Origin of the sequence: Neisseria sp. P0008.S010, from assembly GCF_051962715.1 — a bacterium.
Classification (GTDB): domain Bacteria; phylum Pseudomonadota; class Gammaproteobacteria; order Burkholderiales; family Neisseriaceae; genus Neisseria; species Neisseria elongata.
On the sequence record NZ_JBQCVA010000024.1, the window covers coordinates 18,055 to 33,715 of the forward strand.

16 protein-coding genes, 1 tRNA gene and 2 pseudogenes are annotated in these 15,661 nt (G+C 53.1%); 7 read left to right on the forward strand and 12 right to left on the reverse strand.

Features of this window, described 5'->3' with window-relative positions; translation table 11 throughout:
- Positions 1-48 precede the first annotated feature (48 nt).
- Together ACTHSL_RS07505 and cysS are read left to right on the forward strand one after the other, a co-directional pair.
- Complete coding sequence (locus ACTHSL_RS07505) at positions 49-816, forward strand: HNH endonuclease (RefSeq protein ID WP_053092228.1); 768 nt, start codon at positions 49-51, stop codon at positions 814-816.
- 17 nt (positions 817-833) lie between these two features.
- Positions 834-2,255, forward strand: a complete 1,422-nt coding sequence (gene cysS, locus ACTHSL_RS07510; protein ID WP_440380935.1) for a cysteine--tRNA ligase — start codon at positions 834-836, stop codon at positions 2,253-2,255.
- Between the two features lie 70 nt (positions 2,256-2,325).
- Here the strand turns inward: cysS and ACTHSL_RS07515 are convergent, their stop codons facing one another.
- Together ACTHSL_RS07515 and ACTHSL_RS07520 are read right to left on the reverse strand one after the other, a co-directional pair.
- Positions 2,326-3,030 (reverse strand): DUF6796 family protein, encoded by a 705-nt coding sequence (locus ACTHSL_RS07515; RefSeq protein ID WP_440380936.1) that lies wholly within the window; start codon positions 3,028-3,030, stop codon positions 2,326-2,328.
- 89 nt (positions 3,031-3,119) lie between these two features.
- The gene (locus tag ACTHSL_RS07520; RefSeq protein ID WP_440380937.1) at positions 3,120-3,830 is read right to left on the reverse strand and encodes a YwqG family protein; all 711 of its coding nucleotides are present in this window, start codon (positions 3,828-3,830) and stop codon (positions 3,120-3,122) included.
- A 276-nt stretch (positions 3,831-4,106) separates the two neighbouring features.
- Between ACTHSL_RS07520 and ACTHSL_RS07525 the strand changes: the two are divergent.
- Positions 4,107-4,217, forward strand: a pseudogene (locus tag ACTHSL_RS07525) (IS5/IS1182 family transposase); the annotation flags it as partial.
- Between the two features lie 79 nt (positions 4,218-4,296).
- Here the strand turns inward: ACTHSL_RS07525 and ACTHSL_RS07530 are convergent.
- The 10 genes from ACTHSL_RS07530 to ACTHSL_RS07575 form a co-directional block, all read right to left on the reverse strand.
- Positions 4,297-4,683 (reverse strand): hypothetical protein, encoded by a 387-nt coding sequence (locus ACTHSL_RS07530; protein WP_314379534.1) that lies wholly within the window; start codon positions 4,681-4,683, stop codon positions 4,297-4,299.
- 329 nt (positions 4,684-5,012) lie between these two features.
- Positions 5,013-5,651 (reverse strand): DUF3304 domain-containing protein, encoded by a 639-nt coding sequence (locus ACTHSL_RS07535; protein ID WP_440380938.1) that lies wholly within the window; start codon positions 5,649-5,651, stop codon positions 5,013-5,015.
- 590 nt (positions 5,652-6,241) lie between these two features.
- Positions 6,242-6,619 (reverse strand): hypothetical protein, encoded by a 378-nt coding sequence (locus tag ACTHSL_RS07540; RefSeq protein ID WP_440380939.1) that lies wholly within the window; start codon positions 6,617-6,619, stop codon positions 6,242-6,244.
- 258 nt (positions 6,620-6,877) lie between these two features.
- The gene (locus ACTHSL_RS07545; protein ID WP_440380940.1) at positions 6,878-7,423 is read right to left on the reverse strand and encodes an FG-GAP repeat protein; all 546 of its coding nucleotides are present in this window, start codon (positions 7,421-7,423) and stop codon (positions 6,878-6,880) included.
- A 99-nt stretch (positions 7,424-7,522) separates the two neighbouring features.
- Entirely contained in the window at positions 7,523-8,089 is a 567-nt protein-coding gene (locus tag ACTHSL_RS07550) for an XAC2610-related protein (RefSeq protein WP_440380941.1), read from the reverse strand.
- Between the two features lie 202 nt (positions 8,090-8,291).
- Complete coding sequence (gene tgt / locus ACTHSL_RS07555) at positions 8,292-9,407, reverse strand: tRNA guanosine(34) transglycosylase Tgt (protein WP_440380942.1); 1,116 nt, start codon at positions 9,405-9,407, stop codon at positions 8,292-8,294.
- A 312-nt stretch (positions 9,408-9,719) separates the two neighbouring features.
- The gene (gene groL / locus ACTHSL_RS07560; RefSeq protein WP_049350804.1) at positions 9,720-11,354 is read right to left on the reverse strand and encodes a chaperonin GroEL; all 1,635 of its coding nucleotides are present in this window, start codon (positions 11,352-11,354) and stop codon (positions 9,720-9,722) included.
- A 98-nt stretch (positions 11,355-11,452) separates the two neighbouring features.
- Positions 11,453-11,740 carry a co-chaperone GroES gene (gene groES, locus ACTHSL_RS07565; RefSeq protein WP_297954759.1) on the reverse strand — a complete coding sequence of 96 codons (288 nt, stop codon included), beginning with the start codon at positions 11,738-11,740 and terminating at the stop codon, positions 11,453-11,455.
- Positions 11,741-11,935: 195 nt separating this feature from the next.
- Complete coding sequence (gene ribA, locus ACTHSL_RS07570) at positions 11,936-12,520, reverse strand: GTP cyclohydrolase II (RefSeq protein ID WP_440380943.1); 585 nt, start codon at positions 12,518-12,520, stop codon at positions 11,936-11,938.
- A complete protein-coding gene (locus ACTHSL_RS07575; RefSeq protein WP_440380944.1) occupies positions 12,513-13,163 on the reverse strand; it encodes a GAF domain-containing protein in 651 nt (216 codons plus the stop codon). The genes ribA and ACTHSL_RS07575 overlap by 8 nt, the downstream gene beginning before the upstream one ends.
- A gap of 170 nt (positions 13,164-13,333) precedes the next feature.
- On the opposite strand from ACTHSL_RS07575, the gene ACTHSL_RS07580 reads away from it, so the two are divergent.
- From ACTHSL_RS07580 to ACTHSL_RS07595, 4 genes and pseudogenes are all read left to right on the forward strand, one after another.
- Positions 13,334-13,418, forward strand: a tRNA-Leu gene (locus tag ACTHSL_RS07580).
- Between the two features lie 220 nt (positions 13,419-13,638).
- Entirely contained in the window at positions 13,639-14,862 is a 1,224-nt protein-coding gene (locus ACTHSL_RS07585; RefSeq protein WP_440380945.1) for a tyrosine-type recombinase/integrase, read from the forward strand.
- 152 nt (positions 14,863-15,014) lie between these two features.
- The gene (locus ACTHSL_RS07590; protein WP_440380946.1) at positions 15,015-15,224 is read left to right on the forward strand and encodes a helix-turn-helix transcriptional regulator; all 210 of its coding nucleotides are present in this window, start codon (positions 15,015-15,017) and stop codon (positions 15,222-15,224) included.
- 75 nt (positions 15,225-15,299) lie between these two features.
- Positions 15,300-15,661 (forward strand): annotated as a pseudogene (locus ACTHSL_RS07595) (DUF927 domain-containing protein); the annotation flags it as partial.

Genomic DNA, 15,661 nt, shown 5'->3' on the forward strand with positions numbered 1-15,661 from the left:
AATGTCCGAAATTTCACCTATTAGATTTCAACAAAAGGAAGCGTTATTATGGAACTTGAGCTAGTTTCTTCTAAAGAAGAAATTCTCGCTAATTTAATCCGGTTTTCAAATTATCAATTCAGCAAAAATAACTCCCATCGTAATTATTATAAAGACACTCTAAAGAGAGGGAAGATTTTTGTCTTCGCTGATTATGGAGGCAGATACATTTTCTGTCCTAGTAGATTTGTTGGATATAAAAACTGTACCATTCAAAAACACCAAAAAGCCACCAATAAAAACGGTTCTAAAACCACACCCAAAATTAATAGTTTATTGAAAAAGCAACACGATAAAAATGAAAATGCGGAAAATGAATACCAAAAACTTTGCAGAGAACTCAATATTGCTCCTAACGATAAAGAGAGAACATTCTGGGAAATAGATCTCTTGGAGAACATCAATTCCTCTTATACTGGGTTCCCTGATGAAGTAAATCATCAATCAGAATACCAAGAAGGCAGCGTACAACAAGTAATGGTTAATCGATATGAAAGAGATCCTAAAGCAAGGGAAGCATGCTTAAAAAAATATGGTTATAACTGCTCTGTATGTAACTTTAATTTTGAAGATTTCTATGGAGAAATAGGGAAAAATTTCATTCATGTACATCATTTGACACCTGTTTCCAATAATGGTGAACGTTACACAAACCCTGAAAAAGATTTACGCCCTGTATGTCCAAATTGCCATGCTATGTTACATAAAACCAATCGGCCACAACGTATAGAAGATCTCAAACTTCTTATTAAAATTCAGAAAATCATTGATTCATAAACTTTAAGCAAAACACCATGACCACCATCTACAACACCCTTACCCGCAAGAAAGAACCCTTCACCTCCATCGACCCTAAAAACGTGCGTATGTACGTTTGCGGCATGACGGTTTACGACTACTGCCATCTCGGCCATGCCCGCGTGATGGTGGTGTTTGACATGATTGCGCGCTGGCTGCGCGAGTGCGGCTATCCGCTCACTTATGTGCGCAACATCACCGACATCGACGACAAAATCATTGCCCGCGCTGCTGAAAACGGCGAAACCATCGGCGAACTGACCGCGCGTTTCATTCAGGCCATGCATGAAGATGCCGATGCTTTGGGCGTGTTGCGTCCCGACATCGAGCCGAAGGCGACGGAAAATATCCCGCAAATGATTGCCATGATTGAGACCCTGATTCAAAACGGTAAGGCTTATCCTGCCGCCAACGGCGACGTTTACTACGCCGTGCGCGAGTTTGCCGCTTACGGCCAATTGTCGGGCAAATCGTTGGACGACCTGCGCGCAGGCGAGCGTGTGGAAGTGGACGGTTTCAAACGCGATCCGCTTGATTTTGTGTTGTGGAAAGCGGCCAAAGCAGGCGAGCCGGCATGGGAAAGCCCTTGGGGCAACGGCCGTCCGGGTTGGCACATCGAATGCTCCGCCATGAGTGAAAATCTGTTCGGCGATACTTTCGATATTCACGGCGGCGGTGCGGATTTGCAATTCCCGCACCACGAAAACGAAATCGCCCAAAGCGTCGGCGCGACAGGCCACACCTGCGGCCACGACCACGCGCAAACCCACCACGGTCAAAGCATCGCCAGCCACGTCAAATACTGGCTGCACAACGGCTTTATCCGCGTGGACGGCGAAAAAATGTCCAAATCGCTGGGCAACTTTTTCACCATCCGTGAAGTGTTGAAACAATACGACCCCGAAGTCGTGCGCTTCTTCATCCTGCGCGCCCACTACCGCAGCCCGCTGAACTACTCCGACGCGCATTTAGACGACGCCAAAGGCGCGCTGACCCGTCTGTACACCACCTTGAAAAACACCCCTGCCGCCGCGTTCGAATTGTCCGAAAATGCCAACGACTACACCCGCCGCTTCTACGCCGCCATGAACGACGATTTTGGTACGGTCGAAGCCGTTGCCGTACTGTTCGAACTGGCAGGCGAAGTGAACAAAACCAATGATGCACACCTCGCCGGCTGCCTGAAAGCCTTGGGCGGCATCATCGGCCTGCTGCAACGCGATCCGACTGAGTTCCTGCAAGGCGGCGCGGTTTCAGACGGCCTCTCCAACGAAGAAATCGAAGACTTAATCGCCCGACGCAAACAGGCGCGCGCGGATAAAAACTGGGCGGAGTCTGACCGCATCCGCGACCTTCTGAACGAACACAAAATCATTCTGGAAGACAACGCCGGCGGCACGACTTGGCGGCGCGGCTAACGTGTATTGATTGTATTGATATGGAAAAGGCCGTCTGAAAAATGGGTTTCAGACGGCCTTTTTAACAACCTCAGTTTGTTTGCCTGTTGCCTTGATTATATGCGGAATAGGCATAAAAGAGTAATTGTGCCAAATTGAAAGTCGCACCGCCGATGGCAGCTGCAACCGTTGATTGGGGAAACAGTGCACATGATAGGGCGATGATGGTGCCTGTAAACAAAGGGTTGATGCACCATGCGGCGCGGGGGAGGCGGGTTTGTCCGCGCAGGGTTTGCACCAGAAAAAGCAGCCAGCCGAAAGCCAGCAGGCCGACCGCTGTTGTCCAATGTACATCCAGCATGGTGTAGAAACGGTGGAATTGCTCCAGCAGAAGCGGATGTGCTTCAGGCGGGGCGGCAAGTATGGTTTGCGCGCTGATGCCCAGATAGTAAAAACCCGCATGTCCGAGCGGCGAGAGTGCGTAGCCCGCAGCCAGCAGGGCAAAGCAAATTTTGGCGGCTCGTCCCGAGTGCATCAGGTGGTATACGCCGAGGGCTGCAGCCAGATAGAAAACGATGCTGAATGTGGCGGGAATCACACCCCAAAACAGCCGTTGCGGCGAACCGGACAGCATCAGGACAGCCATGTCCGCCCGGCTGCCCAAGTGTGCGGCCAGCGTATGCGAGAATAGGGGATACCGCTGTGGTTCTTGTACGAATCCGACCAGCAGTATATCGCCGGCGGTCCAACAAAGCGCGGCGGCAAGGCCGCAATACAGCAGGGTTCGGGTGTGCATGAATGTCTCCATATAATAACGGCGGGAGGTTTGTTTTTCAGACGGCCTTTGTGTCTGAGGCCGTCTGAAAATGTGGTTGGCCCGATGTTTTAATGGCAATCAAACATAAAGGCCGTGCGGCTGAAATCGCGTTTGGCCAAATCTTCGGGCGTGATGAAGAAGTTGGCCACGCCGGAATCTCCCCACATCAGTTTGCCCGTATAGCGGTCGTTTTTGTTGATGTCGCTGTCCAGTTGCAGCAGCAGGGTGTATTTCTGCCAGTCGGAATAGGAGTCAGGGTCGTCGAAATCGGTGTCTTCGTGATATTCCCAAAACGGGTCGCCCTGGATGAAAATGGGGCAACCGCCGATTTTATGCCCTTCGAGTGTTTTGAAATCGGCGTCTTCCTCTTCTTTGCTAGCCGTTTGAAAAATCAGCGGAAACTCACCGGAAAACGGCAGACAGTCGGAATCGGCGGCCTGATAAGCGGAAAAATCGGTTTGCAGTTCGCTCTCGGGAAGCAATTCGGGGTAATACACAATGCGCCAGCCGGCTTGTGCAGACTGGTTTTCGAAATCCCAGCCCATGCTGTAGCTCAGTCCGTCGATGAACACTTGCAAGATGCCGTGTTCGGGGAAACCGGGCAGGTGCGGGACCTCGGCAAAGTTGATTTGCGCCGCTAAGGTGAGCGGGTGCTTTTTCTCGGTGTGGTGCGGGTATTCCGCATTTTTGGGCAGGTAGGGCGTGCCGCCGATTTTGCTTTGATAGGGCGTAGTGGCGGCGGTTTCACCGAGCGTGAAGCGGACGACGGGGCGGGGCATGACGGTTCTCCTGATGACGGGAAAGGGTTTGGCTGGAAAGGAGGGGCAGGGGCTATCAAGATAGGATGCGTGGTTTGTGCAAATCGTTTTTCAGACGGCCTCATCTATCGTGGAGGCCGTCTGAAAGTTTCAATTGCTTAATCTACTGTTTGCTTTTCAAATATTTTACAGCTTGTTTTCTGGCGCGTGTGCAACCGTGTTTATTGCCAAATGGTCCAAAATAAATTGTATTTCCGCGTGATGGCCTGAAATTTTCCTGCCATACGCGACATTTAAAAATATAGTGGATTAACTTTAAATCAGGACAAGGCGACGAAGCCGCAGACAGTACAGATAGTACGGCAAGGCGAGGCAACGCCGTACTGGTTTAAATTTAATCCACTATATCAAAAAGCCCTGCCAGATAATGACAGGGCTTTGTGTTTGGCTGTGTTTGAGGCTACCTGAAAACGGCACGGTCGTTTTTTCAGAATGCCAACCAGCCCAGCTCCGCAAACCAAAGCAGTAGGGGCAAGGCCAGTACCATACCGCGTTGCAGCAGTATGACGCCGTACAACATCAACACATACGGCCGCAACACGGCGTAATCATATGGCCGGATATACGGGTTTTCCGCCACCTCCCTCTGCTTCCATACCAGCCGCTCCACCGGCCGCGCACGCCAATAATCCCCTCCCCGCCATATAATTGAATTAGGCAGGAAATAATCATCCTTTATCTGCCCGCCCTGCGGCGCAGCCTGCCGATACCAAGCCAAAAGCGGCGCGGCATATTTGTCCACATGCAGTCGCAAGCCCAGCTCCACCAGCAACAGCAGCACGATGCCGCCGGCATAGATAAAAAACCAGTTCATTGGATTTCCTCGATTATGTTGCCTAGAGATGGCGGATTGATACGCTATGACTAAGCAACTTAACTGCCGCTACCGCGTTGCCGTACTTCTGTCTGCCGCCTGCTATCCAAAGCCAATTTGGCTTGCTATAGGCACAAGGCGACGGGCTGCACAGGCAGCCAGGCGTTTTCAGGTAGCCTCTAGCGGCAAGCCGCCGCCTGTCCGGCCTAACCGGAAGGCTACCTGAAAATCCCTGATCAAAAACACAAGGCCTTGCCGTTGATTACCTTGTCCGTATCGTTGTAATGCGCTGTCCAGCGGATGGCATACAGGCTGCTTTTGGCGGACAATCATTTGCTCCGTCTGGCCGGGCTTTCAATCCTGCGCAGTTGGCTATCCTGTATTTCCACGCTTTCCGTATTAGGCACCAATGGCTCGGTATCGCAACCACCGGCCACCCATTTTCGGTAAGACGGGGTTTGCACATAGCTGTTCACGCAAACCAGGAGTTTGTTGTCCGGCAGGAAATGCAATTCGAGGTCGCTCGGGTCATACTGATAATGCGGCAGCACAAATTTGGCACGGTAATAACGTCCGCTGCTTTCATCTCTCCATTCAACCCGTATTAGGTAATCTTTGCTCCATCTTCTCGGAATATCGCGGTATATATGGTTGCTATTGCTATCTTCGATCCATGTCGGCACACGTTCGCCTTCTTTCGCCCGCAAGTAAAAATGATTCCCGTCGTTATCCGTATCATCCCTTACACCTACAGTATAGGCGTTTGAAGTATGGTTGGACGCATAAACCGAAACCTGCTTGGCAGTATGCCCCAATGTCTGGTTGCGTTCGCGCTGCCATCTGGCCTTATTGTGGCTATCTTCAATACCCCAGATAGTGCCTAAGGTAAGGCTGGCGCAACCTGTGAGCATGAGAACCGATGCCAACACAAGGCTGCGGCGTGCAGTGGTGCGTATGATGTCTGTCATGGTGATTTCCCTTCGTAATGGGTTGGAATGTGCAGGCTGCTTTTTACTGGCAACCGATTGGACGGCTTCTGTTGCAGCTTGCTGAAAAAGCAGCCATCTTAAAGATAGCCTTGCCCAATGACAATAGGAACGAATCCAGCAAATGTTTAAAATAGGGAGGGATTAGATATTGAATACACTATGTAAATTAGCGCCTAGTTGAGAATAAAGGCCAATCATCAGATTGAAAGAATGGAGTAGCAGATAGGGCAGGACTTGAACCTACATCATAACCGTGCAAACGCACACTTAACCGTTAGCCTAGCCGCAAGCGGCATTCCCTTGGAAACTGCTATCTGCTACTTGCGCGCATTCTAAATTCAATTCATCGGGGCCACAAGATGATTAAAATGCAATCAAATTCTGGCACATCAATTCACGCCTGCAACGTCCGTTTTGCCCAGCAAGAAACGCCAAGCACGCCAGCAACCGGCTGGAGATTTATCATTTTTACCATCAAAACATAGACAAATCATTATATTGCTTTGCCGACTAATGTGCAGGCTGCTTTTGGCACATTCAAAGCAGCCTGCACTTTTGCAATGCCACACTCAAAAACAGAGCGCCTTGCCGTTGATTGCCTTGTCCGTATCGTTGTAATGTGCCGTCCAGCGGATATTTTTGCCCTCTGCCTGCGGAATCAGCACCGCTTCCTGCCCGAAGCGCGGCGTGCGCAGCAGAATCCAGCCGTCGCGGTTCACGGACTGCACGATCGGATAGTCCTGCCGAACGGTTTGCAGGCTGCTTTTGATGCCGCCGTCGGCCAATTCGGCGGCCAACTGCGCCTGCAACGGGGCAATCCTTTGGATTTCCTGCTTCATTTCGGCGGTGCGGCGGTAGTCGGAATATTGCGCGGACAGCAGGAACAGCACGGCAACGGCGGTGATTGCGCCAAGGCAGAAGGCGGCGAAGGTTTGTTTGGAAAGCATGGAACATTCCTTCCGGCGGTTGGGCGATGGTGTTGGTGTTTTCAGGTAGCCTGCCATGCAAAAGGCTACCTGAAAATCGGGTTCTGTTGTTCTTGCTGGTCTGGTTGGTGCAGCAAGCTAGCGAAGTCTCCAGCAAAATCTTGCGATGACGATTTTCCTAAATATTTTTCTAAATAGCCTACTTAGTGGACAAGCGCCCCGGCGCCATGATGCGGCGGCGGGTTTTTCAGGTTGCCTGCAATCATTTGCCTTTCGGCTTTATTGTGTGCGTTGGTGTTTTTGAGGCCGGAGCATCTCCCAGCCGCCGTTTTTCCAGCAGTAGTCGTCCTCGTCGTAATCCATGATGCTGCTTTTGTATTCGACACGGATGCAGCCCTTGCGGATGACTTCGACGTTGCCGACGATGGCGATGCCTTGTAAGGGGGGCGGTGTTTGAAACTGCCGTGTGGCGGGATTGAAGAGGTACAGTTCATCGGCAACCTGGTTGTAGGCGCCGTCGATGGGTACGGCGATGTCGAGGTGGCCGTCGCCGTTGAAGTCCTCCTGGATGTAGACCAGGCTGCTGATTTTTTCTTTACGCGGACCTAAGTCGATGATTTGCACTTTGCCGGTTTTCTGGTCGGTGATTTTCACCTGGTAGGTGTCGTCGGGGAGGAGTTGGGTTTCGACGGCAGAGGGAAAACCGGCGGGCGTGGGGACGGTATAAGTGGCGACGGGCGCCGCATCGGTGGTGGATACCGCGCTGTCGGCGGCAAAAGCAGGGACGGAGGCGGCAAGGAGCAGGACGGGGATAATGTGTTTCATGGAAGATCCTTTAATGAGTACTGCAAGCGGACAAGCGCCCCGACGCCATGATGCGGCGGCGGGTTTTTCAGGTTGCCTGCAATCATTTGCCTTTCGGCTTTATCGTGTGCGTTGGTGTTTTTGAGGCCGGAGCATCTCCCAGTCGCCGTTTTTCCAGCAGTAGTCTTCCTCTTCGTAATCCCTGATGCTGATTTTGTATTCGACACGGATGCAGCCCTTGCGGATGACTTCGACGTTGCCGGTGAAGCCTTGTCCGTCGGGCGGTGTTTGAAACTGCCGTGTGGCGGGATTGAAGAGGTACAGTTCGTCGGCAGACTGGGAGTAGGTGCCGACGCCGCGCACGGCGATGTCGGGGTGGCCGTCGCCGTTGTAGTCCTGGATGTTGACCAGGCCGCTGATTTTTTCTTTAAGCGGACCGAAGTCGCTGAGATCTTCAATGATTTGCACTTTGCCGGTTTCCTGGTCGGTGATTTTCACCTGGTAGGTGTCCACCTGATGGATGTCGTCGGGGGGGAGGATTTGGGTTTCGACGGCAAAGGGAAAGCCGGCGGGCGTAGGGACGGTATAAGTGGCGACGGGCGCCGCATTGGTGGTGGATACCGCGCTGTCGGCGGCAAAAGCAGGGACGGAGGCGGCAAGGAGCAGGGCGGGGATAATGTGTTTCATGGAAGATCCTTTAATGAGTACTGCAAAACATAGTAATCCTACTATGCCAAACTACTTACTGTCAAAAAATTCAAAAAGATGTACGTTTTCTTTAAGAAGAGGAACACATAGGTAAGCAAGGCATTCTGTCAAACCGGTAACTTGGCCATGATTGGCACATCTTTCCTAATAAGCTCAGACAGTTTTGCAGGCAGCCTGCACCTTAATCCGTCCCCTTCGCCCTATTCTCATGAAACCGCGCCTGCCAATCGGCAAATTTGCCCTGCTCGATGGCTTCGCGCATTTCAGCCATGATGACTTGATAAAAATGCAGGTTGTGGATGGTGCACAGTTGCGCGCCGAGGATTTCGCCGACTTTGTCCAAGTGGTGCAGGTAGCTGCGGCTGAAGTTTTGGCAGGCGTAGCAGGTGCAGGATTCGTCCAGCGGGCGTTTGTCGTGGCGATGCTTGGCGTTGCGGATTTTTAGGTCGCCGAAACGGGTGAACAGCCAGCCGTTGCGGGCGTTGCGGGTAGGCATGACGCAGTCGAACATGTCCACGCCGTGTGCCACGCCGTACACCAAATCTTCGGGTGTGCCGACGCCCATCAGGTAATGCGGTTTGTGTTCGGGCAGCATGGGGGCGAGTGCGCGGAGCATGCGGTACATTTCGGGCTTGGGTTCGCCCACGGAGAGGCCGCCGATGGCGATGCCTTTGAAGCCGATGTCTTCGAGCCCGCGCAGGCTTTCTTCGCGCAAATCCTCGTACATCGCGCCTTGGATGATGCCGAACAGGGCGTTGGGGTTGTGCAGGTCTTCAAAGGCTTTTTTGCTGCGTTCAGCCCAGCGCAGGCTCATTTGCAGGGATTTTTTGGCTTGTTCGTGCGTGGCTTCGCCGGGCGTGCATTCGTCCAGCTGCATGACGATATCGGAATTGAGCACGGTTTGGATTTTCATGGAGATTTCGGGCGAAAGGAAGAGTTTGTCGCCGTTAATCGGGCTTTTGAAGGTGCAGCCGTCTTCGGTGAGTTTGCGCATGTTGGACAGTGAAAACACTTGGAAGCCGCCGGAATCGGTCAAAATCGGTTTGTTCCAGCCGATGAAGTCGTGCAGGCCGCCGAATTGTTCGATGACTTCGAGGCCGGGGCGCAGCCAGAGGTGATAAGTGTTGCCGAGGATGATTTGGGCATTGATGTCGTGCAGGTTTTGCGGGGTCATGGCTTTGACCGAGCCGTAGGTGCCGACGGGCATGAACACGGGGGTTTCGATGCTGCCGTGGTTGAGTTCGAGCGTGCCGCGGCGGGCGTGGCCGTCTTTTTTGTGTAAGGTGAATTTAAGCATGATGGTTTTGTTTTTTATGCAGACTGTCTGTCAGAAAGGGCGGATTATAGAGGATTTTGCTTTTTCAGACGGCCTTTTGTCCCGGTTTGGGTAGAATCAGGGAAAGGCCGTCTGAAAACTTTGATGGTCAGGTTGGGCTATAGGTCAATTGCCGGCAATGCGGGATGATGCCGTGGCAAAAGTTAAGTTTATCGGTATATAGTCGGCTTACGGTTTCTCCATGCCTATACCGGCTAATTGGTTGAGGGAAAGATGAAAAAACCGCACGGTTTTTACCGTGCGGTGTTTGTTATCTGAAGGTTTCAGATGGCCTTACATCATGCCGCCCATACCACCCATGCCGCCCATGTCAGGCATAGCCGGTTTTTCTTCAGGGATTTCGGCAATCATGCAGTCGGTCGTCAGCATCAGACCGGCGATAGACGCAGCGTGTTGCAGCGCGGAACGGGTTACTTTGGCGGGGTCGAGTACACCCATTTCGATCATGTCGCCGTATTCGCCGGAGCCTGCGTTGTAACCGTAGTTGCCTTTGCCTTCCAGCACTTTGTTCACGACTACGCTAGGCTCGCCGCCTGCGTTGGCAACGATTTGGCGCAGCGGAGACTCAACGGCGCGCAAGACGATTTGCACGCCTGCGTCTTGGTCGGCATTGCCGGTGTGCAGGTTTTCCAAAGCGGCACGGGCGCGCAACAGGGCTACGCCGCCGCCGGCAACCACGCCTTCTTCAACGGCTGCGCGGGTAGCGTGCAGCGCATCTTCCACGCGGTCTTTTTTCTCTTTCATTTCGACTTCGGTAGCGGCACCGACTTTGATCACCGCCACGCCGCCTGCCAGTTTGGCAACGCGCTCTTGCAGTTTTTCTTTGTCGTAATCGCTGGTTGCGGTTTCGATTTGTTGGCGGATTTCGGCAACACGCGCTTCGATTTGGGCAGCGTCGCCGAAGCCGTCGATGATGGTGGTGTTTTCTTTACCGATTTCGATGCGTTTGGCTTGACCCAAGTCTTCCAAAGTGGCTTTTTCCAAAGACAGGCCGACTTCTTCGGCAATCACGGTGCCGCCGGTCAGGATGGCGATGTCTTGCAACATGGCTTTGCGGCGGTCGCCGAAGCCAGGGGCTTTAACGGCAACGGTTTTCAGGATGCCGCGGATGTTGTTCACGACCAAAGTCGCCAAGGCTTCGCCTTCTACGTCTTCAGCGATAATCAAGAGCGGACGGCTGGCTTTTGCCACTTGTTCCAAAACAGGCAGCAGGTCGCGGATGTTGCTGATTTTTTTGTCGAACAGCAATACAAACGGATTGTCCAGCGCAGCGATTTGTTTTTCCGCGTCGTTGATGAAGTAAGGAGACAGATAGCCGCGGTCGAACTGCATACCTTCGACGACATCCAATTCGTTTTCCAAAGATTTGCCGTCTTCAACGGTAATCACGCCTTCTTTGCCGACTTTTTCCATCGCTTCGGCAATAATCGCGCCGACTTGTTCGTCGGAGTTGGCGGAAATCGAGCCGACTTGGGCGATTTCTTTGGAAGTATCGCAAGGTTTGGCAATGTTTTTCAGCTCTTCAACCAAAGCGGCGACTGCTTTGTCGATACCGCGTTTCAGGTCGGTCGGGTTCATGCCGGCGGTAACGTATTTCATACCTTCGGCAACGATGGCTTGCGCCAGTACGGTGGCGGTTGTAGTGCCGTCGCCCGCTACGTCGTTGGTTTTGGACGCCACTTCTTTCACCATTTGCGCGCCCATGTTTTCGAATTTGTCTTTCAGTTCGATTTCTTTGGCGACGGTAACGCCGTCTTTGGTGATGTGCGGGCCGCCGAAGGAGCGGTCAAGCACTACGTTGCGGCCTTTCGGACCCAAGGTTACGCGGACGGCGTTTGCCAGAGTGTTCACGCCGTTTACCATTTTTTGGCGGACTTCGTTACCGAACTGTACATCTTTTGCTGCCATGTTTTGATTCTCCAAAATTGTTTGATACTGTCTGAGGCCGTCTGAAAGCGTTGTATGCCTTTTTCAGACGGCCTGTCGTCTGAATATGCGGATGTTTATTATTCCACAATGCCGAAAATATCTTCTTCGCGCATCACCAACAGCTCTTCGCCGTCGGCTTTTACGGTTTGGCCGCTGTATTTGCCGAAGATGATTTTGTCGCCGACTTTAACATCCAGCGGACGGCGGTTGCCGTCTTTACCGATTTTGCCTGCACCCACGGCGATAACTTCGCCCATGTCGGGTTTTTCGGCGGCACTGCCGGGCAGGACGATGCCTGATGCAGTTTTCTCTTCAGCTTCCAAGCGTTTAACGACGACGCGGTCGTGTAAAGGACGGATGGTCATGTGTGTACTCCAAAATGAAAACAAACAAGCCCTTGCGGGCAATCCAAAGGCCGGACGCATCATACATCCGACTCAACGACGGGCAAAATAGGGTTGCCGCAGGCAAATTCAAGCCCGTATCGGTAAAAAAATGTGCCGCCTGTTTTCAGACGGCCTCCCAATCATATTTTTATTTAACGCGCAAAATATGCAACATCAGAACATATGCCCCAGTTTTTCCGCTTTGGTGTGCAGATAATGTTCGTTTTCCGCATTCTCGCCCACATGCAGGGGCACGCGTTCGGCCACCTCTATGCCCGCCGAACGCAGCGTTTCCACTTTGTCGGGATTATTGGTCAGTAGACGGACGCTCCTTATGCCCAAATGGGCGAAAATCTGCTGTGCCAAACCGAAATCGCGGGCATCGACCGGCAAACCCAAAGCCAAATTGGCCTCCACCGTATCCAAGCCCTGATCTTGCAGGCGGTAGGCACGGATTTTATTGATCAAACCAATGCCGCGCCCCTCCTGCCGCAGGTAGGCAATCGCCCCGCGGCCTTCACGCTGCACCGCCTGCATGGCAGCCTGAAGCTGCGGGCCGCAGTCGCACTTGCGCGAGAACAGTGCATCTCCGGTCAGACATTCGGAATGCACCCGTGCCAGTACCGGAAGGCCGTCTGAAACATCTCCCATCGTCAATACTACATGTTCCTGTCCGTTTTCATCCTCAAAACCGTGCAGGGTAAACACGCCCCATTCGGTCGGCAGGCGGCAGGCGGCGACAAAATTCAATTTACTCATCCTCGTCTCCCGCACCCAGCAAGGCGGCCAACGGTGCCGCCAAAGCCAAAGCCAATGCCACCCACAATGCCTGTGCCGTTTCATCGAAGCCGTTTTTTTGTGCCGCTTCCACCTGAATCACGCCCAAAACACGGCCGTTTTCCAAACAGACGGGCAGCGACATCTGACTGCCGTTCCGCGCATTATGCTCGCCCGAAATTTCACCGGCCTCCAACCAACGGGCAGTATCTTCAACCAAATTCAACCAGCCCCGGTTAGCCGTACGGCTCGGCAGATAAGCCGCTTCTGCCTCTTCGTCCAACTTCAATAAGGCTTCAACCGGCCGCCCCTGCTGCGACAGCCGCAGCAAGCCTGCCTGCTCGGGCAGCAGCACATACACCGCCGCCGATTTCGCCGCCGATTGCTCCCAGGTGGAATCCAAAGCCATAAAAATCTGTTTTAAAATCTGCTCCGTCATTTCATCGCATGTAAAATAGTCGGCCGCACAAGCCTCGTTTCCATTGCCCCACAATACAGACCTATCTATCTCGGCCTGCCCCATGTTCATCACTGTTTCCGCCGCCAAACGGGCCACGGCCACATCACTTGCTGCCAGCTTCAAACCCTGCGTTTGCAGATAATCGCGCACCAATACTTCAGACATATTCAAAATTCTTTCAATAAAAACAGGCCGTCTGAAACCGTTTCAGACGGCCGAAAACACTAGCCGACAATATAGCCCGTTTCGGCAAATTTTCAAGCCAAACGGTAAACGGATACAATCTGATTTGCAAATCGGCTCATTTTCCGTATAATCGCGCCTTCTCTTACAACGCGGACGTGGCGAAATTGGTAGACGCACCAGATTTAGGTTCTGGCGCCGAGAGGTGTGAGAGTTCGAGTCTCTCCGTCCGCACCATACTGTAAAATCTAACTGCTTTCGGGCAGTTATTTTTTTGTCTAATACCGTCTAACGCCATAAACCAAATCCAATAACCACGGGGTTTGCAGGCCGATTGCCATCCTGCTTGCCACTTCCTGATTGTCCAATCCCGCCTATTGCCGTGTAATTGAGTAAAGCGAAAACTGGGGGTATATTTGGGGGCATCTGAAAATACCCCCGAAAACATACCCCCAAAATGCCCCTAAACGACCGCCAAATTAGAAACGCCAAGCCGACCGAAGCAGGAAAGAAAGCCAAACTGTTTGACGGCGGCGGCCTGTATCTTGAAGTTACCCCCGCAGGCGGCAAAATCTTCCGCCTGAAATACCGCATAGGCGGCAAAGAAAAAACACTGACTATCGGCAAATATCCCGCCGTTTCCCTTTCCGAAGCCCGCCAAGCCGCCGAGAACGCCCGCTGCCTGCTTTCAGACGGCCAAGACCCCGGCGCGGCCAAGCAACAGGAAAAGGAAGAACGCAAAGCCGCCGCCCTAAACACCTTTGAGCATTTATCCCGACAATGGCACGCCGCCAACCTGCGCCGCTGGAAAGAGAACCACGCCGCCCGCGTGCTTCGGTATTTGGAAGCCGAAGTATTCCCCGCCATCGGCGCAATGCCGATACAGGAAATCAGGGTAACCCATATCAAAGCCCTGCTGGACGGCATCATGACGCGGGGCGTGCATAACACCGCCGAAAAAATCAGGGAATGGGCGGCGGCGGTTTTCGACTATGCCGCCATGCTTGAAATCACGGAATCAAACCCCGCCCGCATATTGCGGCAGTATATCCCGCCCAAACCCGCAACCAACCGCCCCGCCCTGCCGCGTGAAGAACTGACGGAGTTTTACCGCCGCCTGATGCTGGCAGACGTGGAGCATTCAAACAGAATCGGCCTGCTGTTAATCATGCTGGTATTTGTCCGCAATACCGAACTAAGGGGCGGCAAATGGGAGGAAATAGACTTTCAGGCGGCCACATGGACGATACCCGCCGAACGAATGAAGCACGAAAAGACCGCACCGAAACCGCCGCACGTCATACCGCTGGCAGACTGGCCGCTTGAACTGTTGGCCGAACTGCGGGAAATCACGGGGCATACCCCCTATCTCTTTCCGAGCCGCACCAAGGCGGAAGGCTTTATCAGTGAAAACACACTGGGCAAAATCATGAACGGCATGGGCTACAAGGGCAGGGCTACCCCGCACGGCTTCCGTGCCCTTGCGAGCAGCATCCTGAACGAGCAGGGCTTCAATCCCGACGCAATCGAACGGCAATTAGCCCATGTGGAGGAAGACCGTATCAGGGCGGCATACAACAGGGCGGACTGCATGGGCGAACGGCGGGAGATGATGCAGTGGTATAGCGACTATTTGCGCGAACGATACCGCCAAGCCCTGAAACAGATACAAAGCCCGTAACCCAAACAACGTATTCCCCGCCATTAAAGGCCGCCTGAAACAATGGGCGGCTATTTTTTTCCTACTTACTGCACCGATACAAGCCGCCGCACCTGCCCGCCCAAACCACAATGCCGCCTATCGTGTAACCCGATAGAAAGGCATATCAAACCATGCAACCCGCCATTATCCGACCCAAACAGACCGCCGCCATGTTCGGCGTTTCCCTATCTACCGTTTGGAACTGGAACAACCCCAAACACAAACAATTCCGCCCCGATTTTCCAAAGCCCGTAAAGGTATCGGCCAACGCCACGGGCTGGCTGCAATCGGAGCTTGAAGGCTACCTGCAAAAGCTGGCCGATAACCGACAGGGGGGCTAACCATGAGAAAACGGCATTCCGCTACAGGACAACCCCGAAACCGTACAGACCGCCCGCACCTTGCAGGACGACTTCATGCAGACCCTGCCCGCATTGAACGGACAGGCACGAACCGTAGCATTGCGCCTAGCCGCCACCGCCGCCGCGCTGGAACTTGCCGCCCGTGCCCGCCTGATACCGTTACCGATAGGCAGCGGTTTTACTGCTATCAAACAATGCTTTGAAGACTGGCACGGACGGGCGGGCAGCGGCAAATACGAAGACCAAGCCATTATCGGGCAGGCCGAAGCCTTCATGAGCATACACGCCCACGGCATGAGATTCAGCGACTGGGACACCCACTACACCAACCACGACCACGCGGGCTACCGCAAACAGGCAGGGGGAGACGTGGAATACTGGATAAACCCGCCCACGTTTGAAATCGAAATATGCGG

Bases quoted from the DNA above. Each gene is read 5' to 3' on its own strand.
- groL (WP_049350804.1), bottom strand. From the start codon at position 11,354: ATGGCAGCAAAAGATGTACAGTTCGGTAACGAAGTCCGCCAAAAAATG.
- ACTHSL_RS07585 (WP_440380945.1), top strand. From the start codon at position 13,639: ATGCCCCTAAACGACCGCCAAATTAGAAACGCCAAGCCGACCGAAGCA.
- ACTHSL_RS07530 (WP_314379534.1), bottom strand. From the start codon at position 4,683: ATGAACTGGTTTTTTATCTATGCCGGCGGCATCGTGCTGCTGTTGCTG.
- ribA (WP_440380943.1), bottom strand. From the start codon at position 12,520: ATGAGTAAATTGAATTTTGTCGCCGCCTGCCGCCTGCCGACCGAATGG.
- ACTHSL_RS07520 (WP_440380937.1), bottom strand. From the start codon at position 3,830: ATGCCCCGCCCCGTCGTCCGCTTCACGCTCGGTGAAACCGCCGCCACT.
- ACTHSL_RS07545 (WP_440380940.1), bottom strand. From the start codon at position 7,423: ATGAAACACATTATCCCCGTCCTGCTCCTTGCCGCCTCCGTCCCTGCT.
- ACTHSL_RS07540 (WP_440380939.1), bottom strand. From the start codon at position 6,619: ATGCTTTCCAAACAAACCTTCGCCGCCTTCTGCCTTGGCGCAATCACC.
- ACTHSL_RS07590 (WP_440380946.1), top strand. From the start codon at position 15,015: ATGCAACCCGCCATTATCCGACCCAAACAGACCGCCGCCATGTTCGGC.
- ACTHSL_RS07505 (WP_053092228.1), top strand. From the start codon at position 49: ATGGAACTTGAGCTAGTTTCTTCTAAAGAAGAAATTCTCGCTAATTTA.
- ACTHSL_RS07575 (WP_440380944.1), bottom strand. From the start codon at position 13,163: ATGTCTGAAGTATTGGTGCGCGATTATCTGCAAACGCAGGGTTTGAAG.
- ACTHSL_RS07515 (WP_440380936.1), bottom strand. From the start codon at position 3,030: ATGCACACCCGAACCCTGCTGTATTGCGGCCTTGCCGCCGCGCTTTGT.
- groES (WP_297954759.1), bottom strand. From the start codon at position 11,740: ATGACCATCCGTCCTTTACACGACCGCGTCGTCGTTAAACGCTTGGAA.
- tgt (WP_440380942.1), bottom strand. From the start codon at position 9,407: ATGCTTAAATTCACCTTACACAAAAAAGACGGCCACGCCCGCCGCGGC.
- ACTHSL_RS07535 (WP_440380938.1), bottom strand. From the start codon at position 5,651: ATGACAGACATCATACGCACCACTGCACGCCGCAGCCTTGTGTTGGCA.
- ACTHSL_RS07550 (WP_440380941.1), bottom strand. From the start codon at position 8,089: ATGAAACACATTATCCCCGCCCTGCTCCTTGCCGCCTCCGTCCCTGCT.
- cysS (WP_440380935.1), top strand. From the start codon at position 834: ATGACCACCATCTACAACACCCTTACCCGCAAGAAAGAACCCTTCACC.